The sequence below is a fragment of the Thermostichus sp. OS-CIW-29 genome (genome assembly GCF_054058195.1).
In genome coordinates this window covers 81138-103693 of sequence record NZ_JBSSAB010000002.1, presented here as the reverse complement: position 1 = coordinate 103693, position 22556 = coordinate 81138, and the positions used below count along the sequence as shown (strand labels likewise).

Below are 22556 nucleotides of genomic sequence, written 5' to 3'. Positions count from 1 at the left end.
GCCAAGTCTTTTTTGCTACCGATTTGTCGTCCCCTGGTCGGCTGGGATCCCCTTCTGGACAAAGCGAAGGGCATTAGAATCGTTAGCTAAGAATCGTTAAGATTTTGTTACTCGCCGGTCTCGACGGGATACCTGTGACACGCTGCGCGAAAAGGTGGTGAGATGTCCAGCCAAAACGAAATTCACGTGGTGGGGGCGCGGCAGCACAACCTCAAGAATGTCGAGCTGCGGATCCCGCGGGATCGCCTGGTGGTGTTCACCGGCGTCTCCGGATCGGGCAAGTCCTCCTTGGCTTTCGACACCATCTTTGCCGAGGGACAGCGGCGCTATGTGGAATCCCTCAGTGCCTATGCGCGACAGTTTTTGGGGCAACTGGACAAGCCGGATGTGGATCGCATCGAAGGGCTGAGTCCAGCCATCTCCATCGATCAAAAGTCCACCAGCCACAACCCCCGCTCGACGGTTGGCACCGTTACCGAAATCTACGACTACCTGCGGCTTCTGTATGGGCGAGCTGGGATCCCGCACTGCCCCCATTGCAACCGGGTGATCGCCCCCCAGACGGTGGATCAGATTGTGGATCAGATCATGGCCCTGCCGGATCGGACGCGGTTTCAGTTGCTCTCGCCGGTGGTGAAGGGGAAAAAGGGCACCCATGCCAACCTGTTGCAAAGCTTGCGCCAGCAAGGGTTTGTGCGCGTGCGCATCGACGGCCAGGTGCGGGATCTAAGCGAGGAGATCGAGTTAGCCAAAAACAAAACCCACACCCTTGAGGTTGTGGTGGATCGGCTGGTCAAGAGCCCCGACATAGCGGAGCGACTGGCCGATTCTCTGGCAACCTGCCTGCGCCAGTCGGGAGGAATTGCGGTGGTGGAGCTGCTGCCGCGGGAAGAGGAGCGAGAACATCTGCTGCAAAAGGTGGCCGAGTCGGCGGGGCAATACCTGAACGGCAAGCCAACGGAGCTGATTTTTTCTGAGCAATTTGCCTGCCCGGAGCACGGTTCGGTGATGGGCGAGCTGTCGCCGCGCCTGTTTTCCTTCAACTCGCCGATTGGGGCCTGTCCTGTCTGCCACGGGCTGGGTTTTGAGCCCATCTTCGACCCCGAGCGGGTGGTGCCCGATCCGAAGCTCCCCTTGTACGCGGCCATCGCCCCTTGGGCAGAGCGGGAGAACCCCTACTATCTGGCTTTGTTGGCAGGAGCCGCCAAGGCTTTTGGCTTCGACCTCAGCAGCCGCTGGTGTGATCTCACCCCCCAGCAACAGCAGATCATCCTCTACGGCGCCGACCAGGAGGTCTACATCGCCGAGGTAGAATCTCAGTACCGAGGCCGGGGGTACTATCGCCGCTATGAGGGGGTGATTCCCCAATTGCAGCGGCACTACCAGGAAACCACTTCCGAAATCTATCGGCAAAAGCTGGAAGCCTACCTCACCTACCGTCCCTGTTCCGCCTGTGGGGGATCCCGTCTCAAGCCGGAAGCTCTGGCCGTGCGCATCGGCGGCTACCGCATTACCGATCTCACCGAGATCTCCATCCGCGACTGCCTGCACCGCCTGGAGCAGCTAAACCTTACCCCCCGCCAAGCGCAGATCGGCGAGTTGGTGCTGCGGGAGATCAAAACCCGGCTGCAGTTTTTGGTGGATGTGGGCCTGGACTACCTAACGCTGGCCCGCCCGGCCATGACCCTCTCCGGGGGCGAGGCGCAGCGGATCCGGCTGGCCAGCCAGATGGGCTCCGGCTTGACGGGGGTGCTCTACGTGTTGGACGAACCCTCGATTGGCCTCCACCAGCGGGACAACGAGCGCCTGTTGCAAACCCTGTTTCGCCTGCGAGATCTGGGCAACACCCTGATCGTGGTGGAACACGACGAAGAAACCATCCGTGCCGCCGACCACATCGTCGATATCGGCCCTGGGGCCGGCATCCACGGGGGGGAAGTGGTGGCCCAGGGATCCCTGGCGGACATCATGGCCTGCGAGCGCTCCATCACCGGAGCTTATCTTTCGGGGCGGCTGCGGATCCCTACCCCTGCGCAGCGGCGGGCTGGGAAAGCGGTTGCCCTCAAGCTCACCAATGCCCACAAAAACAACCTCAAGCACATCGATGTGGAGATCCCTCTGGGCAAGTTGGTCTGTGTTACAGGCGTCTCCGGCTCCGGCAAATCCACCTTGGTCAACGAATTGCTCTACCCTGCCCTGCAGCACCATCTTGGACACAAGGTGCCCCAACCCACGGAGATGGGAGCACTTGAGGGCATCGAACACATTGACAAGGTGATCGTCATCGACCAATCTCCCATTGGCCGTACCCCCCGCTCCAACCCTGCCACCTACACGGGTTTGTTTGATCCCATCCGCCAAACCTTTGCCCAAACCTTGGATGCCAAGGCCAGAGGCTACCCATCCGGCCACTTTTCCTTCAATGTCAAGGGGGGGCGCTGTGAAGCCTGCAAAGGGCAGGGGGTGAACGTGATTGAAATGAACTTCCTGCCCGATGTGTACGTCACCTGCGAAGTCTGCGGGGGCAGCCGTTACAGCCGCGAAACCCTGCAGGTCAGGTACAAGGGCAAGAACATCGCCGAAGTCCTGGATATGACGGTGGGGGAGGCGCTGGAGTTTTTCGCTGCCCTGCCTCCTGCCGCCAAGATCCTGCAGACCTTGGCCGATGTGGGCCTCGATTACATCAAGCTGGGCCAGCCAGCTCCTACCCTCTCCGGTGGGGAAGCGCAACGGGTCAAGCTGGCCGCAGAACTGGCCCGCCGCTCCACCGGCAAAACCCTCTATCTGCTGGATGAGCCTTCCACCGGCTTGTCTTTTTACGATGTCCACAAGCTCTTGAACGTCCTGCAACGGCTGGTGGATACGGGCAACACCGTGCTGGTGATCGAGCATAACCTGGACATTCTCCGCTGTGCTGATTGGATTATTGACTTGGGGCCAGAGGGCGGCGACCGCGGCGGCCAGATCATCGCCGTTGGCACTCCAGAACAGGTGGCTGAGCACCCCGGATCCCATACAGGGCGATATTTGAAGCAGGTTTTGCAACAACATCCCCCAGGTCGCTGAGCAACTCAGCCTGCTCCAGGGAGAAAGTTGACCGAAAGCGGCTGTCGGGATCCCCTTTCGCTTTTTGCTCTGCTCACCTCAGCCATGGCGGTGGAGGACTGATGCGGCGAGGACTCTATCCCACCCAGCCGCTCCGCACCGTGAACGCAAGGGTAAACTACCCGACACCCGCGCTATGCGCAGGGTGCGGGCTTTATCCCAATCCCTAGCGGCCCAGAGGACAGCTAAGTTTCGGAATTTCAGGCGAGTTTACAGTCGCCCCAAGGAGAGAGATTACTTGAGCAGCGTTATGGTCAGCATCCCCTTCCCACCCGCAGTGTCCACACTTGAACGACTTGCCATTGCGGTAGGACTTACCCCGCTCAGGGTGGATGTGCAGGCATTTGTGGCAGGTCTGACTGGTATAGGCAGGCGGCACCAGCACCACAGACACCCCAGCAATGGCAGCCTTGTAGGCTACAAACATCCTGAGCTGGTAGAACGCCCAGTTGTTAGTCCTGCGCCGCTCAGCCTTACTTCGAGACTTCTGATTCAGGCAATCTCTGATGCCTGTCAAGTCCTCAAAAGCCAGTGCCGCACCAATAGCCTGGGCATCCCTGACCAAGGTTTTGCTGATGTTGTGGTTCAGCCATGTCTGGTAGCGCCGTTCTCTCCCAGAGAGCCTTCTCAACAGCCTCCTAGAGCTGCGAGTGCGTTTGGATTGAACCTTGGCGCATACACGGCTGAACCGGTCACGGACGGCCTGGATGTGCTCTCCACTCCAAGAGCGTCCGTTGCTAGCGGTGGCGATATCCCGCCTGCCCAAGTCAACTCCGATTACCTTTGGAGTTTTGCCGGTTGGGGGAGTATCCAGCTCAACAGCAATGTTGATGTAGTAGTCCCCTTGCTTGGTCTTGGACAGGGTTGCGCTTGTCGGCTCCTGCCCCCGCAGAAGCGCTATCTGGTAACCACCGATCTTGAGCTTGAGCCAAACCCGTCCGCTCATCAGGGTCACGCCCACGGCTTGGTCGGACTCTCGGTACTTAAAAGTACGAGCGTCCAAAGTCAGACTGGTGGGGCGGAACTTGTGGACTTGCTTCACCGCCTTGGCATTGCTAATCACCCGACGGAGCGCCTGACAGACGTGGTTGGCTTTCAGCCCCGTTGCTGCCCTTACCGGCCGATAGACCAAGTGGTGCAGCTTGGCGGTGTTCCAGCAGTTCTTTTGTTTGGCGGTGTCGAGAATCTGGTTGCAAGCATTCGCAAAGCCCTGCAAAGTGCGGTCAATCTCTTGACGCAACTCTTGTGGGACTATCAGCTTGCAACGTACAGAGATAGTCTGGCTCATGGGCTTATTGTAGTTTATCCAGACTTTTGGCCGGCAAACCTATATAGAGGAGGGCTTTCCTCCCGACACCAAGCCTGCGGCTATGGTGCGGGCCTCCAGCCCGAAAATTTGGTGAACGGTTAGCCTGAGTCTCACGTCGCTATGGCATGATGGGTCGGAAGGAAAAGGTTCGCACTCTCCCCATGGTAGGGCAGACCCTGGGTGGCCGCTATCAGATCTTGGAAGCACTGGGATCCAGCGGACAAACCTACTTGGCACAGGATAGCCATCATCCTGAGCGGCTTCGGGTGGTGCTCAAACGCTGGCAGGCCGGCCAAAATGCTCCGCACCGCGAACACAGTGAGGACTCCGCCTCGCTACGGCATCTCTTTCAGCAAGAAGTGGCGCTGCGGGAGCACCTGGGATCCCACGAGGGTATCCCCCGCCTGTTGGCCTGCTTTGAGCAAGAGGGGGAGTTTTATTGGGTGGAAGAATGGGTTGAAGGGCCCACCCTGGAACAGACTCTATTGCTGGGCGACACAACCGAGAAGGGCCAGCCAACGACTCCTTCCCACCAAAGTGCCATGCACCGCTATTGCGAACGCGACTGGACGGAGGCTGAGGTACGGGCCTTGTTGCAAGATGTGCTACAAACCTTGGCCTTCCTAAACCGGGAAGGGGTGAGCTGCTGCAACCTGCAGCCCTCTCGCTTGATCTACCGTCAGGCGGATGGCCGATGGGTGTTGTTGAAGTGGGGGGGTGAGGAACAGGGTCTGGCTTTTTCCGGCTCTGGCTTCGGGAACCCCTATGGCCCCAGGCATTGCAGCGACCTCTATGCTCTTGGGCTGATTGCCCTGCAGGCCCTCTGCGGGATCCCGCCCCAGAAGCTGTTTCGCGACCCGTTGACGGGGGAGTTGCGCTGGCACGATCTGGCCTCTACTAGCGCTCCTTTTGCTGCTTTTCTGGATCGTTTGGTGAGCTGCAACCCACAACAGTGCTTTCCTTCAGCAACAGCAGCTCTGGCCGCTTTGCAGGCTTTGCCCCCCGCCGAGAGCCCCCCTGCCGCCGAACTCCTGTCCCAGCCCAGCCCTGTCGCCGCCGAGCCCTTACAGGAGCCAACCACCCCACCGCGTTCTCCGGTATCGCTGCGGGCGCGTCCCCGGATCCCACCGGTTTGGGCAGGAGGCAGCTTGGCGGCTTTGCTGGCGTTGACGGTGGCAGGGGTATGGCAGATGAGGGCGAACCTTGGCCTGCGGGGGGAGCCCAAGGATTCTGTCCCCCTCACGAGAACGGGATCCTCTGGCCCGGCAAAGCGCAACGGCCTGGGACTCCGTCCTACTCGCGAGAACGGTTCTCATGCCTCCGTCCCCACCGCTGTCACGGTCGCGGAAGCGTCGCGTAGCGATAACGACCCGGCAGACTGGGCCAAGTCTTTGCAGCTCAAGGCTACGCTGGAAGGCCCTGTCGCCGTCACTGCTCTGGCCATCAGCCCGGATGGAAATCTCCTTGCTGCCGGGGGAGACGACGGCGTGATCCGGCTTTGGGATCCCCAGGCTGGCCAACTGCTCCAGAGCTGGGCAGGCCACGAGGGATCCGTTGAGGCACTGGCCATCAGCCCAGATGGTACCTTTTTGGTGAGTGGGGGGGCAGACAAGACGGTACGGGTCTGGGATCTGGCGACCCTGGGGGATCCGGCTCTCTCGCCTGGGGATGTGCTGGCGCGGCTGCAGTTGCAAGGGCACACCGGGTTGATCAACAGTGTCGCCATTAGCCCCGATGGTCGTTGGATTGCCAGTGGCAGCGCCGACCGCACCATCCGCCTTTGGCAGGCCGACAACGGCCAGTTGATCCGCACCCTGGCGCCTCCCACTGCTGCCGCCCAGGAGACCCCTCAGAGGGCTGGCATTACAGCAGTGGCCTTTGGCCCAAGACCCACCCGTATGGATACTTCCCGCCAGTCTGAAGGGATCCCCCCTTGGATCTTGGTGGCCGCCAATGGAGATCCCACCGTTCACCTTTGGGATCCTGGCAGCGGGGCCTTGCTGGAAACCCTAAAGGCCGACTACCCCATCGAGCAGGTGCTTCTGAGTCCAGATGGCCGCTATTTGCTCGCTGGCAGTACCGGTGGCATCTTGGTCTGGAACTTGGGCACGGGATCCTTGGAGCGCACCTTGCCCCAGACTTTGTCCGGCTTGGCCGCCCTTGCCCTCAGCCCTGATGGCCGCTTGCTCGCCAGCGGCACCGATTACCGCGCTCACCAGATTAAGCTCTGGGATCTGCGCAGCGGAGAACAGTTGCGCACCCTGGGCGGCCAGACTTGGATGGTGAGCGTCTTGCTGTTTGGCCCCGGTCGCGGAAGCGTCGCGCAGCGATATGGGCAGACCCTTCTCAGTGGTGGCGCCGATGGCTCAATTCGCATTTGGGGGCCAGCCGACCCAGCTCAGCCCTAGTGGGATCCAAGCAGATACTAGTGGGATCCAAGCAGATAAAATACTCGACGAAGAAGGGATCCCGGCAGAGCATGACTCTAGTCAATAATAAGCTCAACTATACTGAAAATAATGTATAATATGTTCAGTACGGATTACTACCAGTTGATCTTTCTGTTTACTTTCGAGTCTGCCAACATGGTAGCCAAAGCAAAGCAGAAAATTGGTAGTAAGACGACACGGAAACTGCGCTTTGGGTATTCTACTCAAAGCTTTGCGGGATACCGCCATTCTGGTTGGAAACAAACAGAATGCTATCGCTGCATAGTTGAACAGTGATGTTCAGCAGTGTTCAGCGTAAATGTATCAGCATGGGCAAAGTTGTCATCATTGGGGCGGGGCTGGCCGGCTTGGCTTGCGCCAAAGTGCTGAGCCAGGCGGGGTGGAGGGATGTCCTGGTTCTGGAAAAAAGCGACGGCCCTGGGGGGCGGGTGCGTACCGACAAGGTGGATGGCTTTCGCCTGGATCGCGGTTTTCAGGTGCTGTTCACCGCCTATCCCAAAGTGCGACAGCATTTGGATCTAGGCAAGCTCGATCCCCGTCCCTACCGGCCCGGCGCTATTTTGGCTCAACCCGGTCGCTGCTGGCTGTTGGGGGATCCCCTACGGGATCTGTCCAGCCTTCTCCCCTCTTTGCTCAACCCCTTGGCCAGCTTTGGGGACAAGCTCAAGGTGCTGCAATTGCGATCCGAGCTGGCGCGCCGCAGCCCGGAGCAGGTTTTTCAAGAAGGGCTAGGGGGATCCGATTGCTCGCTGCGGGAGTTTCTGGAGCAGTACGGCTTTTCCCAACAGATCTGCCAGCACTTTTTCTACCCCTTTTTCCGCGGGATCCTTCTAGATCCGGATCTGGGCAGTAGCGCCCGCCTCTTTGCCTTTTATTTCAAGATGATGGCCGAGGGATCCATTGTCACCCCGGCCTTGGGCATGGGAGAACTGGCCCGACAACTGGCCGGTCACCTGTCCCCCGAACAGATTCGCTACCAAACCCCGGTGGAGCGCATCCTGGCAGAAGACGGGAAAGTGCGCGGGATCCGCACCGCCAAGGGTGAAGAGATCCCTGCCGAGTGGGTAGTTTGTGCTACTGATGCCCCTCAGGCACGGGCCTGGCAGGCGGAGCTGTGCCCTCAAGCCCCCACCCCCATTCCCACCCAGGGGCGAGCGGTGACCTGTCTCTACTTCTGCGCCCCCTTTTCCCTCAGCCGCGGCGCCTACTTGTACCTCAACGCCACCGGCCAGGGCTGGATCAACCATTGGGTCCAACTTACCCGCATCAGCCCGGCGCTGGCTCCTCCTGGCCAACACCTGTACTCTGTGGTGGTGCTAGGGGATCCCCCCTTGAGGGACGAGGAACTGGCCCAAGCCTGCCAGGCCGAGCTGCAAACTTACTTCCCCGTCGCGGCAGCGTCGCGTAGCGATAAAGCCCCCTTGGAGCAACTGCGCCTGCTGCGGGTGTACCGGATCCCTTTTGCCCAGTTTGTACAACCCCCCGGCTTTCAGCAGCATTTGGTTCCCACCCATAGCGGCCTGCCAGGCCTTCTCTGGGCTGGAGAGTACACTCACCAGAGCAGCATCGAGGGATCCCTGCGCAGCGGCGAACAGGCAGCGGCGTGGATCCTCCAAAAATCCGCCTAGATCTGTACAAAGCAATACAGACTTTCTTAAGCCTGCTCCCAGAACCAAAGCCGGGATCCCGTGGTATGAAGGGGGTGAACTTGGTCGCCCACGAGGATCCCTCTGTTATGCAGAATGTTACCCTCAACCCCTTCTCCCTTTTGCAGCGCTCGCTGGAACTGGTAGGCCCTATCTATGGGCCGCTGCTGATCCTGGCTTCTCCTGGCTTTGTCATTCCCATCGTTGCGGAGCTGATCCCGCTTGCCGGGGGGATCCTCAACTTGGCCTATGGCCTGATTGGTGCGCCCATCCTGGCCGGGGCAGCCTTCTGGTTGGTGGATCAGCACTTGAAGCAGCGAACTCCCCCGCTGGGCAACAGCCTGGATCGGGCTGTCTCTAGGGCAGTGCCTCTGGTATTCGGCAGCATTCTGCTGGTGTTGATTGTCTCGCTGGGGATGCTGTTGTTTGTGCTTCCCGGAATCTACTGGGGGGTGAGGCTAGCTTTTACCCTCTACGCGATTGTCCTGGAAGACAAAGGTGCCACGGAAGGGTTGGGCTACAGTTGGAACCTCGTCAGGGGCCGTTGGTGGGGGGTGTTTTGGGCATTTCTGGCCGTGGGTTTGATCTTCGGCATCGCGATCCTGATTTCGTTTTCTGTTGGGGGGATCCTGGGAGATACCCTAGGTGCGGCTGTGGTTGGGAATGCTGCCGCCACGGCAGTTGCGCCTATCCTCAATATCTATACAGTGCTCCTGTTCCGATCCCTGCAGCAGCTGCAAGCGCAAGCAGCGTAGTTTGGCTTGCCCTCACCCCCAATCCTTCCCCCCTGGCGAGAGGGAAGTTGCAGTTGGCCTAGGGAGAAGGGCGCTCCAGGATCCCTCCCCCCAGCAGGAGATCCCCGTGGTACCAGACGGCGGCTTGGCCAGGAGTGACCCCAAACTGCGGCTCGGCAAACTGCAGCTTTACCCGCTCTGGCGATTCCGGGATCACCATGGCGGGCACTGGGGGGGTACGGTAGCGCACCTGAACCTCAACAGCCAAGGATCCCGTCGGCGCCGGGATAGAGACCCAGTTGACTTGGCTTACCCACGCTTCAGCCTGGGTAGCCTCCTCCCGTTCCCCCACGACAACGCGGTTCATGGCCGCATCGATGCGCACCACGTAAAGCGGACGGGAAGAGGCAATCCCCAACCCCTTGCGCTGGCCCACCGTGTAGTGGTGGATGCCCTCATGGGATCCCAGCACTCGCCCCTGGGTATCGACGATTTCCCCTGGCCTTTGCCCAAGGTACTGATCCAAAAAGCTCCGCATCGAGCCATAGGTTTCAATCAAGCAGAGATCCTGGCTTTCGGGCTTGTCGGCTGTAACCAGCCCGTAGCGGGCAGCCAACTGACGGGTTTGGGCCTTGGTGTACTCGCCCAAGGGGAAGAGGCTATGGGCTAGGTGCTCTTGGCTGAGGTCGTAGAGAAAATAGGACTGATCCTTCTGCCGATCTACCGCCCGCAGGAGTTGGTAACGTCCTAGCTCGGCGTTAAAGCGCACCCGTGCGTAGTGGCCGGTGGCCATCTGCGAGATGCCCAGCTTTTCGCGGGCATAGGCCAGCAACGGGCCGAATTTCACCAGCTTGTTGCATTGGGAGCAGGGCAGGGGAGTAATGCCCTCCGCGTAGCCGGCTACCAGGTAATCGACAATGTTGGCCTGGAACAGCTCGCGGCTATCCACCACATGGTGCGGGATCCCCAGCTGCTCACAAACAGCTGCCGCATCCACCAAGCCTTCGGTACAGCACTGCCCCTTCCCCCTCATGAGCCAGAGGGTGACCCCCTCCACGGCGTAGCCCTGTTCCTGCAAAAGGGCCGCCACCGTAGAGCTATCCACACCCCCAGAAAGGGCCGCCACAATGCGGGGCCGCGACGGGGATGCAACAGGTGAAACCGATGAGTGGGGGCTGATAACCATTGAGACAAGGGATCCTAGGAAAAGAAAGGCTCAGCCGGAAACAGAGGAGGCCTCTCTCTGGGGATTGGGGAACCCGGAACAAGCTGAGCCGGGATCTTTACTTTAGCCTTCCTCAGAATTGGCTGGCCCGGATCCCTTCTCAGGGGTGGTTTCTGAGATGCCCCTTTGCCGCAAGCGCCGCAGCGAATCCAGAGCCGCCGCCGCAACGCTATCGTGGGGATCCCTGGCCAGGTAGTTGAGAGCAGAAACGCTCTTGGGGGAAGGCAAATTGCCCAGCGCTTGGGCCAGCCGCTGCCGCACCAGCCAGTCTTCCGATTGGGCAAACCGCAGGATGTGATCCAGGGCCCGCGGATCCCCCAGTTCTCCCAAAGCTGCGATGGCCGCCTGTTGTAGCAGCTCTTCTGGCCCCTCCAACGCCCGCAGCAGCACGTCGTAAGCCCGCGGATCCTTCAAGTTCCCCAAGGCCACCGCGGCACTGAAGCGCACCAGCCATTCTACATCCTCGTAGAAAGCACGCACTAAAGCTTCAAAAGCCCGCGGATCTTCCAAGTAGCCCAGGGCACCTGCCGCGTCGGCGCGAATGCCATAATCCGGGTCTTGGGTGAGGATTTCCAGCAATTTGGGCAGACAGGCGTCCGTTTGCTTGATCCCCAGGGCAAAGACGGCAAAAGAGCGCACCTGCAGGTTCTCATCGTCGATGACCTGCAAAATCAGCGGCACCGCCTGCTCTGCCGGCACATCCCGCAACTGGGCCAAGGCCACCATCCGGTCTGCAGAACGCGGGCTGCGCAAGCGTTGAGCGATCTCCTGTAAACGGGCGGGGTTGGCGGGATCCAAAGCAGAGACAGTCATGGCGTTAACAAATATTTACAATCTTTCTTCAGTATGGCAAACGAGGCTGCGCTTGGACAGAGGCCGTCTTTGTCTGGCCCGGTCGGGATCTCTGGGGACATGGTGCCACTGTTTCGATCGACAAATCCTAGCACTGTTGTCGAGAAAAGCAGGTTGACTTGGCCCCATCACGAAGATTTTGGATATTTTGGTGGAGAGGATACGAGGCTGATACATTTACGCTGAACACTGCTGAACATCACTGTTCAACTATGCAGCGATAGCATTCTGTTTGTTTCCAAACAGAATGGCGGTATCCCGCAAAGCTTTGAGTAGAATACCCAAAGCGCAGTTTCCGTGTCGTCTTACTACCAATTTTCTGCTTTGCTTTGGCTACCATGTTGGCAGACTCGAAAGTAAACAGAAAGATCAACTGGTAGTAATCCGTACTGAACATATTATACATTATTTTCAGTATAGTTGAGCTTATTATTGACTAGAGTCATGCTCTCCCGGTGGTCTCTATGCTGAAATCGCTGCCTGCTTGCCCATTGTCCTGCTTTCTTGTAGCCGGCCTGCTGTTGGCAGGGGGCGTTGCGTTTTTGGCCCCCCGTTGGTTCCCGGCTCTGGCCAACGAACAGGCTGTTCCTGAGGCCGAACTGGCGCTTCGGCCCCTCTTGCCTCCGGGATCCCGGATCCTCAGCTCGCGGCGATTGAGCGACACAGAAGCGGAAATTTGGGTGGAGTCTCGGGGGGGAACCAGCCCTGTGATCATGCGGCTGAATGCTGCAGGGACTTGGGAACAGGATATGAGCGCCACCTTGGCCCGCGGAGCCAGCCAGATGCAAGCTCTCGCCCGGCAACAAACGGTGAACTTGCCTGCCGGCTTTGGCCAGACCGCCCCCGATCAACCCCCGCCGCCGGTGCCCTCCCTTCTGCAGGCTACCCAAGCTGCCTCTAGCCTGATCCCGCCAGTGGATCGAGAGCAGGAAACCCAGCGGGCCTTGAGTGGGGCTGGCCGTGTGGATCCCTTTGTGCCTCAAAACGTGCGTGCTCCTGAACCGCAGATTGTCCTGCCGCCCCTGCCTCCACCTCCGGTTTTGCCCCCTCCTGGCAGCGGCAATGGCGCCCCTGTAGCCGTGGCTACCCCGATCCCAACGCCTACCCCTGACCCAGCTGCCTTTGCCCGCAGTGTACAGGTTTCCGGGATGATACAGATTGGCGGCGAGTCCTTTGCTCTGGTTTCTGGCCCAGGTGTCATTCCCGCTGTGGTGCAGGCCGGGCAAAACTACCAAACCGCCAAGGTGGCCGGAGTATCGGTGCCAGAGCGACGGGTTGTGCTCTCGGAAGGGGGAGAAACGGTCGTGAAGCAAATGGAAGACACCAGCGTGATTGTGGGTGCGCCCTAGCTTCAGCAGCAGCAAGACACCGACGGTAGAACGGGCTTATTCCAAGTAGCAGCCAACTAGCAGTAAAACAGTTGGCTGGCTTGATTCCCAACTCCCCCTTCCAGAGGGGCCGGGGGCAAGGGTCAGAGGCTACTTGAACGGGCTCGGAACAACCCTAGTTGGAAGATAGGAGTTGCCAGATCTCCAGATCCCGAGATCTTGGCGGCAAGGCCGAGAAGACTTCAAAAGCGGGGTTCGCTGCTGAGGCGGGAGGGCTGCTGTTTTAGGTAGCGCAAAAACTCCCGCAGCTCGGCGTCGCTTAGTTGGTGGCGAGATTTCTTCTGAAAGCGACGTTCCAAAAACTCTTGTCCTTCCTTGCGGCCCCAGCCAATGCGCTGCATCTCCACATCCGTTTGGGCAATGATGTCCGATAGGTCATCCCCATAGGCCGCCGGCTCACTTAGACCGGGCAGCTCTGGGGAACTTGGCTTTGCAGGGATCCCTATCGACTCGGGGGCTGGAGAAGCAGGGGAAGACTGAGCGTGTCCGTTGGCCAACTCAGGAGTTGGCAGATAAGGCACCCTGGCGGCAGCAGAATCCATGCCCAAACTCAAAGAGGAAGTGGGGCGACCAAATCCTGCGTGGTGGAGGGCGCGCTTCAAGGCAGCATCTTCCGCCTCTTCGACGGTGTTCGAGCCAGCCATGCCACTGCCCAAAACCGTGTTGTTCACCACCACCTGGGCTCTGACGATGTAGATCCCTTCTTCCACCCGCAACAGATCGGTGAGCAAGCTGCCCATGGGGTACCGCTCTCGAAAGTCTTGGATCATGTTGGCGTCAGAACCTGTTGCTGCTGAAGCTCTGACTACAAGCTAGCCCGAAAGTTAACTTGGCATCCAGATCTCAATCCAATCCCACCCTCAATATCGACATTGAATTGATATAAAGCGAGAGATCTCAACAAGAGGGAGCTGTCCGAGCAGATAACATCCCGGCTGGTGAGGGTATGCTATGGCCAAGGAATCCAGTTATATTAAGCAAGCGTCAACCCACGTGGCTGGCTTGGAAAACCTGAATTATCAGCAGCTCAGCCTTGACTCTTAGCTCTATTGTCGGCGCCAAGACAGATGGGGGACTATGGCCAGCGATACCATCGGGGTCAGCTCAGCGAGTTTGGGACGGGCAGCCATTCGAGAGCGCAACTACGGCACTGCTTTGCAGTTGCTCCGGCGAGCTTATCGTGCGGATCCCAGCCCAGAGAATGCCCGTTGGCTGGCCACCGCCTACGAGGAGGCGGGTTACCTGCAATTGGCCGCTCTGTACCGAGAATTGGCCCAAGAGCGCAGGGAGACTCCCAAAGCGATTCAATTTCAGGCCCCCAAACCTCCCAGCACCCTTGAGGAGCTGAAGCAGCCATCTCCTGAACCGCCGGATCGCAAGACCATTCCCTTGCCGCAGCCGATCCCACGCCCAACCCCACCCGCATCTCCTCCGGATCAGCCAATTTGGGTTTACAAGCCCACCCCCATCGATCCCAAAAGCATCAGCCGCCAAGCGCCCCTTCGACCTCAAGCTGCAGAGCCTGCCCCTTCCCCTCAACCATCGGCGGAGAGGGACGACTATCTGCCGGTTCAGCACGCCCCGGATTTGAAAAACCCGCAGCAGGGATCCCCCTTTGTGCGGCGACTGAACCAACTGCATCGCCAGTTTAAGGATCAGCCCACAGCGGAACTGGCGCTACAACTGGCGGAAGCCTACGACGAGCAAAAGAACTTTAAAGAGGCCCAGCGCTACTACCGAGAGGTTTTGGATCTGGATGACTCTTGGCTGCTGCGACCGATGGTGCAAGAGCGCCTAGAAGAGCTGCGGCAACTGCAGGAGCCAACAGCCGAACAGAATCCTTGGGTAGATCTCTCAGCCCAAAACTTGCTCAAGCTAGGACAAAAGTTGGAACAGGAAGGGGAAGTGGCTCGTGCCGAGCAAGTTTACCGGCAGATCCTGAAAATGGATGCCACCCTGGATGTCCATGCTAAGGCTCGCAAGGGTCTAAACCGGCTCTATCCCGACGGAAAGCGGTGATTTGCAGGCCACTCCATTCCCCTCACTCGGCGCAATGGGGAAGCAGCTCACCCTTCCCGAGGATCGAGGGCGTCCCGCAAACCATCCCCCAGCAGGTTAAAGGATAGAGAGGTCAGCACCACCATCAAAGTGGGGGCCAGCACCAGCCAGGGCTGTAGGATGATCACCGAAGCGTTGGTGGCCAGCGAGAGCATGTTGCCCCAAGAGGCATCCGGCTGTTGGATCCCCAACCCGATGAGGCTCAGCACCGACTCTGCCGCAATGTAGCCGGGCACCGCCAAGGTTGCCGAGATCACCACATAAGTGGCTGTCTGGGGCAAAATATGCCGCACCAGCAGATACAGGGATCCAGCCCCGGCTACCCGCGCTGCCTGCACAAAGTCCCGCTCTCGCAAGGACAGCACCTGCCCACGAATCACCCTGGCTAGGCCCGCCCAACCGACAAAAGAGAGGATCACCACAATCACCAAGAAGCGCTCGGCATTGCTGAAAGGCACCCCGGTCAGCGGATTCACCTGCAACACCGCTGCCAGCGACACCAGCAGATACAGCGTCGGAATCGACATCAACACCTCTGCCAAGCGCATCAGGAGCGTATCCACCCAGCCCCCAAAGTAGCCGGATATGGCCCCCACCAGCAGGCCAATGGGGAAAGAGATGCCAATGCCCACCAAGCCGATAAACAGGCTGACGCGCCCGCCATAGACCAAGCGACTGAAATAGTCCCGACCTTGATCATCGGTGCCCAGCAGGTGTAGCCGTGCCACAGAGGGCTCTTCGCCGATTGGGGATCCCACTTGTCCTGCTTCTGCAACAGGCCGCAGCGGGACGGTGCCGAACAGATGCCGATTGGAGGGGATCAACCCCAACCAACGGTAGGGAGTACCGGCCACAAACAAGCGGATCCCGGCTGGACGGCTGGTATCCACCAAGAGCGGGCGTTCTCCCGTTTCCAGATCCACTGGCCCCTGGCGGGTTGGATAAACGTGGGGCCCAATCCAAGCGCCCGATTCATCCCAAAAGTGAATGGCGGTGGGCGGCAGAAGGGATCCCCCCGGTTGAGATTCCAGTGGGCTGTAGGGGGCAACGAACTCGGCAAAAATGGCGCAGGCGTAGAAAACAAGAAGAATGTAGGCTCCTGCTTGGGCCCATCGGTTTTGGCGAAGCCGTTTCCACCACTGCATGAGGCAAAGATTCCGGTCGAGTCCAGTTGAACCAACTGCCAACGCAAATTGGCTTTCAGTGTAGCTGATCGTGTCTTGTTCCAGTTGCAGAGAGGGCTGCAAGGTGTCACCGATTCATGCTGGCAGGACGAGTCCCTTCCCCAGTCCAAGACAAGCTCAGCCTGCCAAGGAATAGCTGGGGCTGTAGAGGGCCGTCATCTCCATCCGCACCGCAGCAATCGTCTGGGGCAGCACCCCCACCAGCCGTGCCAAAATGTCATCGGGCAATTGGCTAACCAAATCCGCAGAGAAAAATTCCTCTAAGCTAAAGAGCAAAACCCGCGCCCGCTGGGCCGGCAAAGGATTGTCGGTGATTTGCTGCAGCCAACGCATCCAGTGCAGCCGCTTGGCATAGGCACTTTGCCGCTCTTGGTAGTCTTGCGGATGCAGCAAAACCACATCCCCAATGGGGACAACGCCGCCGGACTCCACATCCAAGGGCCCCCCAACAGCAGCACCCGGCCCGGCAAACTCAGCATGAAACGTCTTGCAGATGATCAGGGCGTTGTGCCGCTGGGGATCCACCATCAGCAATTGCCCACTGCTGAGGGTTCGAATCAGCTGGCCAGGCTCAACTCGCTGAACCAGACTACGGCTGGGGGGAAGCTCGCTCATAGATCTCAGGATATCCTAACCTTCCCTTGCCTTACATGGTATCTTTAACTTTCTCAGAGCTGCTTGACGCAATCTTCATACTGAGCCCTCTATCGAGACTTTGCATGAGACTTTGCATGGTGAGTATTGCCAGAGGGTCTTCTTCAGGCTGCCGCTGGGCTGAGGCTGATCTTGCCGGTAACATGGATTCTGGTGTCTCCAGCTTGGCATCGGCCGATGCGACGGGCGTAGGGGTAGCCGGCACTGTGCAGCTCTTGCAAGAGGTCTGAGGTGTAGCCGGGATCCACCGCCACCAGCAAGCCCCCGCTGGTTTGGGGATCTGCCAGCAGCAGTTGCTGCCACTCGGGCAGGGATTCTGCCTGTACCCCCTCATAGCCCTGCCAATTGCGACGAGCCGCCCCTGGAAAGATCCCCGCCTCTGCCAGCGAGAGCGCTTCTGCCAAAAACGGAATGGAAGCCAGATCCAAACTGGCCCCCACCCCCGAGCCGCGACAGACTTCCAGCAAGTGTCCCACCAGGCCAAACCCTGTTACATCCGTCATGGCGTGAACTTGCGGTCGCTGGGCCAGTTGCGAGCCGATGCGATTCAGCTGGGTCATCACCTGCAAAACTTCCGCGTAGCCTGCCGCACTGAGCTGACCCTTTTTCAGAGCGGTGGTCATCACCCCGATCCCCAGCGGTTTGGTCAGGATCAGATCGTCCCCGGCTTGGGCCGTGGCATTGCGGCGAATGTGGTGTGGATGGGCCAAACCTGCTGCCACCAAGCCGAAGATGGGCTCCGGCGAATCGATGGAGTGCCCCCCTGCCAAAGGGATCCCGGCTTCTTGGCAAACCTGGATCCCTCCGGCCATGATCCCTTGGATGGCCTGCATCGGCAGGGTATTGACCGGCATGCCCAAAACCGCCAAAGCCAGAATGGGAGTGCCCCCCATCGCGTAGACATCGGAAAGGGCATTGGTCGCCGCGATCCGACCAAAATCCACCGGCTCATCCACAATCGGCATGAAGAAGTCCGTGGTCAAAATTAGGGCTTGGTGGTCGTTTAGTTGATAGACAGCCGCATCATCGCTGGTTTCAGCTCCCACCAACAAAGCCGGATTTGGGGATAGCAGGGGCACATCCCTGAGAATTTGTTGCAGCAGGGCCGGGGCAATTTTACAGCCGCAGCCACCGCCGTGGGAGTACTGGGTGAGGCGAATGGGAGCATCCATAGATTCAAGAAAAGGGAAAAAACATCAGCTGACTTTACTGTAGCGGCATCTGCAGGCAGTCGAGAAATGGACACGCTGAGTTAAGGTTAAAGGGATCCCACTATCCATAGCGTTGCCATGTCTTTTGTTCCTTTGCATCTCCACAGCGAATACAGCCTCTTGGATGGTGCCAGCCAATTGCCGCGTTTGGTCGAGCAGGTGGTCGCTATGGGTTTGCCGGGGCTGGCCCTGACGGATCACGGTGTCATGTATGGGGCGTTAGAGCTGGTGAAACTGTGTAAAAGCAAAGGGATTACTCCAATCATCGGCAATGAAATGTATGTAATCAACGGCGATATCCGCGACAAAAGCCGCAAGTACCCCAAGTATCACCAAGTGGTTCTGGCCAAAAATACCCAGGGCTACAAAAACTTAGTGAAGCTAACCACCATTTCCCATCTACATGGCATTCAAGGGAAAGGGATTTTCTCTCGCCCCTGCATCAACAAAGAGTATTTGGTGCAATACAAAGAAGGGCTGATCGTCACCAGCGGCTGCTTGGCAGGAGAAGTGCCTCAAGCTATTTTGCAGCGGCGGCCAGAAATTGCCCGTGAAGTTGCCGCTTGGTACCAAGAGCAGTTTGGGGATGATTATTACATCGAGATTCAGGATCACGGTTATCAAGAAGATCGCTTTGTCAATGTGCAGTTGGTGCGCATCGCCCGCGAATTGGGGATCCCGATCATCCTCACAAACGATAGCCATTTTATTTCCTGCTGGGATGTAGAGGCCCACGATGCTCTGCTCTGCATTCAAACAGGCAAATCCCTTACTGAAAAAAATCGCCTTCGCTACACCGGAACCGAATACCTGAAAAGCCCAGAAGAGATGCGCCGTCTCTGCCGTGACCATTTGGAACAGGAGGTGATTGACGAGGCCATCGCCAACACCCTGAAGGTGCTGGAAAAGATCGAGGGCTATGACCTATTTGGGGAAATGCACATGCCCGACTACCCGGTTCCACCGGGCCATTCTGCCGATAGCTATCTCACAGAATTGGCCTGGCAGGGGCTGGCGAAGCGCTGCGGTGTTGCTCAGCCGGATCAGATCCCCCAAAACTACCAGGAGCGCCTGCGCTTTGAGCTGAACATCATCCAACAAAAGGGCTTCTCCAGCTATTTCCTGGTGGTCTGGGACTACGTTCGCTATGCCCGCGAGCAGGGGATCCCGGTGGGGCCGGGGCGAGGCTCGGCAGCAGGATCCCTGGTGGCCTATGCCCTACAAATTACCAACATTGACCCGGTTAAATACGGCCTACTGTTTGAGCGATTTCTCAATCCAGAACGTCAATCGATGCCGGATATCGATACGGATTTTTGCATCGAGCGGCGGGGAGAGCTGATCGACTATGTGACCCGCAAATACGGCCAAGAGCGAGTCGCCCAGATCATCACCTTTAACCGCATGACCTCTAAAGCCATTCTCAAAGATGTCGGTCGAGTCTTAGACATTCCCTACTCAGAAGCCGACAAAATGGCGAAATTGATCCCGGTATCCCGAGGCAAGCCCGCAAAATTGGAAGAGATGATTGGCGAGGATACTCCCGCTCCAGAGTTCAAAGAAAAATACGAGAAAGACCCAACCACCCACCGCTGGATCGAGCTGGCACGTTTGTTGGAGGGCACCAACAAAACCTTCGGGGTTCACGCTGCCGGTGTGGTGATTGCTAAGGATCCCTTAGATGAGATCGTGCCTCTGCAGTACAACAATGAAGGCCAAATTATCACCCAGTACTCGATGGAAGATATCGAGTCTTTGGGCTTGCTGAAGATGGACTTTTTGGGTCTGCGCAACCTGACGATGATTCAGCGGGCAGTGGAACTGATCCGAGAACACAATGGCGTCAATATAGATCTGGATAACCTACCCCTAGACGACAAGAAAACCTACCAGCTTTTGGAAAAGGGAGAGCTGGAAGGGATCTTCCAACTGGAATCTTCTGGCATGAAGCAGGTGGTGCGGGAGCTCAAACCTTCCAACCTGGAAGATATTTCTTCAGTATTGGCCTTGTACCGGCCAGGCCCATTGGATACGGGAATGATCCCCGACTTTATCGATCGCAAGCACGGTCGCAAACCGGTAACCTATGCCCACGAACTCCTCAAGCCCATTCTTCAGGATACCTACGGAGCCATCCTCTACCAGGAACAGATCATGCGCATTGCCCAAGACATGGCCGGATACACCTTAGGCCAAGCCGATCTGCTGCGGCGAGCGATGGGGAAAAAGAAAGTCTCCGAGATGGAGAAACACCGCGAGCAATTTGTGCAGGGGGCAGCCAAGCGAGGTGTAAGCCAAGAAGTTGCCACAGAATTGTTTGATCAAATGGTTGCTTTTGCCGAGTATTGCTTCAATAAATCGCATTCTACTGCCTATGGGTTGATTACTTTTCAAACAGCTTACCTCAAGGCCAATTACCCAACGGAATATATGGCAGCCTTGCTCTCTTCTGTGGGGGGAGATCAGGACAAGGTACAGCGCTACATTACCTATTGCTTGTCAATTGGGATCCAAATTCAGCCGCCGGATATCAACCGTTCTGGAATGGACTTTACTCCCCAGGGATCCAGCATTTTGTTTGGTCTGGGGGCAGTGAAGAATGTAGGGGAGGGGGCCATTCAAAACATTTTGGCTGCCCGTCAAGCTGATGGCCCCTTCACCTCTCTGGCGGATTTTTGCCAGCGGGTGGATCTGCGCATTGTTAACCGTCGTGCCCTGGAGGCCCTGATTTGTGCGGGCGCTTTTGATTGTATTTCTGGAAATCGTAAACAACTAATTGCCGATTTGGATCCCATCCTCAGTTGGGCAGCGCAGCGAGCCAAGTCCAAAGCCATCGGCCAAGCCAGCTTGTTCGATCTACTGGGGAGCAATAGCAGCGCCGGCAATGGATTTGTGGAGGCTCCGCGTGGGCCGGCTACTGAAGATTTTCCACCTCAGGAAAAGTTGAGGCTAGAACGGGAGCTGCTGGGGTTTTATGTCTCGGATCATCCGCTGCGGCGCATTCAGGAGCAAGCGCGGCTGCTGGCCCCTGTAAACCTAGCTGACTTGGGCGGCTGCGCAGCCGATGCCTCTGTGGGCGTTCTCGCCCTGGTGACTGCCATTAAAAATGTCACAACCAAGAAAGGGGATCGCATGGCCATTTTGCAACTGGAAGATCTCACCGGCAGTTGTGAAGCAGTGATCTTCCCCAAAACCTATGAACGTTTGCGCGGTTGCCTGGAGGTGGATCAACGGCTGTGGGTCTGGGCCAAAGTGGATCAGCGGGATGAACAGGTGCAACTGATTGTGGAAGATTTACAACCGATTGAATCTGTTAGTTGGGTAACGGTGGAGATCCCTCTCGACTCTGCTGGGACACTGGAGGATCGATATCGTTTACAAACCTTGATCGCCCGCCAACGCTCGGAAACCAAAGAAGAAAATCGCATTCCCGTGGTGGCTGCCATCACCGCCCATCCCCATACCCTTTGGGTGAGAATGGGATCCCAATTTTGGGTTAACAATGCCCAAGCCGCCGTTGAAGCCCTGCGTCAAGCCGGCTACACCGCCCGCAGCGAATCGCTGCTCTCTCCATAGGCATGGCAGAGAAAGCTCCGGCAGCAGCAGGAGAAATTCAACGGAGCTGTTTCTCAAGCCAAGCCCGCAACTGGCTCACCGTCAGCCGAGGGGAAGGACGTGGCAAAGGTCGCTCGGGATCCCCTGCCAGGGTGAGCACGGGAACTTCCAGTTGGTATTGCTCCCACCAACTCGGGTTGGAGGTGATGTCGCGGACTTCCAGATCACGGATTTCGGGGATCTGCCGCAACTTCTCCACCAAGCTCTCGCAGAGGTGGCAGCCGGGTTTGCTGTAGAGAATCAGGGGGGGCCAAGGCACAGCGGATCCCTAGCGGGTGACGGTGCAGGCCAGCCGACGGTGTTGTAGGGAAGGCATCTGCCGCCTGACCAACTGGAAACGCTCTGGGTTAATTTCAGCAATGGCCACCCCCGGTTTTTCGCCACCCGCATCCGCCAAGATAGTCCCCCAGGGGTCCACGATCATGGCATGGCCGTGACACTGTCGCCGCTCGTAGTGGGTGCCCACCTGGGCGGGGGCTATCACGTAACAGGTGTTCTCAATGGCCCGGCATTGCAGCAAAACCTGCCAGTGATCCCGACCCGTGTAGGCCGTGAAGGCGGCAGGGATGAGCAAAATCTGGGCTCCGCGATCCACCAGGGATCGGTACAGCTCTGGAAAGCGTACGTCGTAGCAGACCGACAAACCGAGGTTCCCCAGTTGCTCTTGCTCGCAGGTGACCACCTCATCTCCGCTGACCACCGTGTTCGACTCGCGGTAGGTATTGCCGTCGGGCAGATTGACATCGAACAGGTGGATTTTGCGATAGCGGGCCAGCTCTTTGCCGTCAGGGCTGTAGAGGGCAGCGGTATTGTAAACTTTGCCCTGCCCGTCCGGCACAGGATACCCTCCTCCCAAAATAAATACTTGGTAACGCTGGGCCATCTTGGCCAAAAACTCCTCCGCCCGCTCCGCAATCTCAGGAGCAAGGCGGGCTTTCTCGGCTTCCGGCCCCATGAAGGCAAAGTTTTCTGGTAGCGTCACCAGCTCGCATCCCTGGCGCACTGCAAAGTCGATCCACTCTTCCGCCTGCTGCAAGTTGCTGGCCAGATCGGGAATGCTGGTCATTTGAATGGCGGCTGCCAGATAAGAGCGCATAGACGGAAACTCCAAAGGATGCTAAAGGG

At 58.2% G+C, this 22556-nt stretch carries 16 protein-coding genes and 1 pseudogene; 8 read left to right on the top strand and 9 right to left on the bottom strand.

The genetic code is table 11. The features are described from left to right. Positions 1-162: 162 nt before the first annotated feature. Positions 163-3066 carry an excinuclease ABC subunit UvrA gene (gene uvrA, locus ACVWZJ_RS01380; protein ID WP_457394110.1) on the top strand — a complete coding sequence of 968 codons (2904 nt, stop codon included), beginning with the start codon at positions 163-165 and terminating at the stop codon, positions 3064-3066. A 205-nt stretch (positions 3067-3271) separates the two neighbouring features. On the opposite strand, the gene ACVWZJ_RS01375 is transcribed toward uvrA, so the two are convergent. Continuing rightward, on the bottom strand, positions 3272-4393 hold the full coding sequence (locus ACVWZJ_RS01375; RefSeq protein WP_457394107.1) for an RNA-guided endonuclease InsQ/TnpB family protein: 1122 nt from the start codon (positions 4391-4393) through the stop codon (positions 3272-3274). A 182-nt stretch (positions 4394-4575) separates the two neighbouring features. Between ACVWZJ_RS01375 and ACVWZJ_RS01370 the strand changes: the two genes are divergently transcribed. The 4 genes and pseudogenes from ACVWZJ_RS01370 (at position 4576) to ACVWZJ_RS01355 (ending at position 9265) form a co-directional block, all read left to right on the top strand. Then, entirely contained in the window at positions 4576-6822 is a 2247-nt protein-coding gene (locus ACVWZJ_RS01370; RefSeq protein ID WP_457394104.1) for a WD40 repeat domain-containing serine/threonine-protein kinase, read from the top strand. Positions 6823-6945: 123 nt separating this feature from the next. Further along, positions 6946-7129: pseudogene (locus ACVWZJ_RS01365) on the top strand (hypothetical protein); the annotation flags it as partial. Between the two features lie 10 nt (positions 7130-7139). After that, complete coding sequence (locus ACVWZJ_RS01360) at positions 7140-8492, top strand: FAD-dependent oxidoreductase (RefSeq protein ID WP_457394101.1); 1353 nt, start codon at positions 7140-7142, stop codon at positions 8490-8492. 65 nt (positions 8493-8557) lie between these two features. Next, the gene (locus ACVWZJ_RS01355; RefSeq protein ID WP_148202709.1) at positions 8558-9265 is read left to right on the top strand and encodes a glycerophosphoryl diester phosphodiesterase membrane domain-containing protein; all 708 of its coding nucleotides are present in this window, start codon (positions 8558-8560) and stop codon (positions 9263-9265) included. Between the two features lie 58 nt (positions 9266-9323). On the opposite strand, the gene mnmA is transcribed toward ACVWZJ_RS01355, so the two are convergent. Together mnmA and ACVWZJ_RS01345 are read right to left on the bottom strand one after the other, a co-directional pair. Next, positions 9324-10430, bottom strand: coding sequence for a tRNA 2-thiouridine(34) synthase MnmA (gene mnmA, locus ACVWZJ_RS01350; RefSeq protein ID WP_011432819.1), 1107 nt, complete (start codon positions 10428-10430; stop codon positions 9324-9326). Positions 10431-10532: 102 nt separating this feature from the next. Beyond that, positions 10533-11282 (bottom strand): HEAT repeat domain-containing protein, encoded by a 750-nt coding sequence (locus tag ACVWZJ_RS01345; protein ID WP_049749566.1) that lies wholly within the window; start codon positions 11280-11282, stop codon positions 10533-10535. 503 nt (positions 11283-11785) lie between these two features. Here ACVWZJ_RS01345 and ACVWZJ_RS01340 point away from each other — a divergent pair. Further along, positions 11786-12670, top strand: coding sequence for a hypothetical protein (locus ACVWZJ_RS01340; RefSeq protein WP_457394097.1), 885 nt, complete (start codon positions 11786-11788; stop codon positions 12668-12670). 221 nt (positions 12671-12891) lie between these two features. On the opposite strand, the gene ACVWZJ_RS01335 is transcribed toward ACVWZJ_RS01340, so the two are convergent. Continuing rightward, positions 12892-13479 (bottom strand): hypothetical protein, encoded by a 588-nt coding sequence (locus ACVWZJ_RS01335; RefSeq protein ID WP_414329849.1) that lies wholly within the window; start codon positions 13477-13479, stop codon positions 12892-12894. A 307-nt stretch (positions 13480-13786) separates the two neighbouring features. On the opposite strand from ACVWZJ_RS01335, the gene ACVWZJ_RS01330 reads away from it, so the two are divergent. Beyond that, positions 13787-14728, top strand: a complete 942-nt coding sequence (locus tag ACVWZJ_RS01330) for a hypothetical protein (RefSeq protein ID WP_457394093.1) — start codon at positions 13787-13789, stop codon at positions 14726-14728. A 47-nt stretch (positions 14729-14775) separates the two neighbouring features. On the opposite strand, the gene ACVWZJ_RS01325 is transcribed toward ACVWZJ_RS01330, so the two are convergent. The 3 genes from ACVWZJ_RS01325 to selD form a co-directional block, all read right to left on the bottom strand. Further along, positions 14776-15912 carry an ABC transporter permease gene (locus tag ACVWZJ_RS01325; RefSeq protein ID WP_457394090.1) on the bottom strand — a complete coding sequence of 379 codons (1137 nt, stop codon included), beginning with the start codon at positions 15910-15912 and terminating at the stop codon, positions 14776-14778. 156 nt (positions 15913-16068) lie between these two features. Continuing rightward, entirely contained in the window at positions 16069-16566 is a 498-nt protein-coding gene (locus ACVWZJ_RS01320) for a hypothetical protein (protein WP_457392207.1), read from the bottom strand. 143 nt (positions 16567-16709) lie between these two features. Next, entirely contained in the window at positions 16710-17777 is a 1068-nt protein-coding gene (gene selD, locus ACVWZJ_RS01315; RefSeq protein ID WP_457394087.1) for a selenide, water dikinase SelD, read from the bottom strand. 117 nt (positions 17778-17894) lie between these two features. Here selD and ACVWZJ_RS01310 point away from each other — a divergent pair, with 117 nt between their 5' ends. Then, positions 17895-21392: a DNA polymerase III subunit alpha gene (locus ACVWZJ_RS01310; RefSeq protein ID WP_457394084.1), complete on the top strand. Its 3498-nt coding sequence runs from the start codon at positions 17895-17897 to the stop codon at positions 21390-21392. A 37-nt stretch (positions 21393-21429) separates the two neighbouring features. Here the strand turns inward: ACVWZJ_RS01310 and ACVWZJ_RS01305 are convergent, their stop codons facing one another. After that, positions 21430-21690: a glutaredoxin family protein gene (locus ACVWZJ_RS01305; protein WP_011432810.1), complete on the bottom strand. Its 261-nt coding sequence runs from the start codon at positions 21688-21690 to the stop codon at positions 21430-21432. A 9-nt stretch (positions 21691-21699) separates the two neighbouring features. Further along, complete coding sequence (locus ACVWZJ_RS01300; RefSeq protein ID WP_011432809.1) at positions 21700-22527, bottom strand: carbon-nitrogen hydrolase family protein; 828 nt, start codon at positions 22525-22527, stop codon at positions 21700-21702. Between the last annotated feature and the right edge of the window lie 29 nt (positions 22528-22556).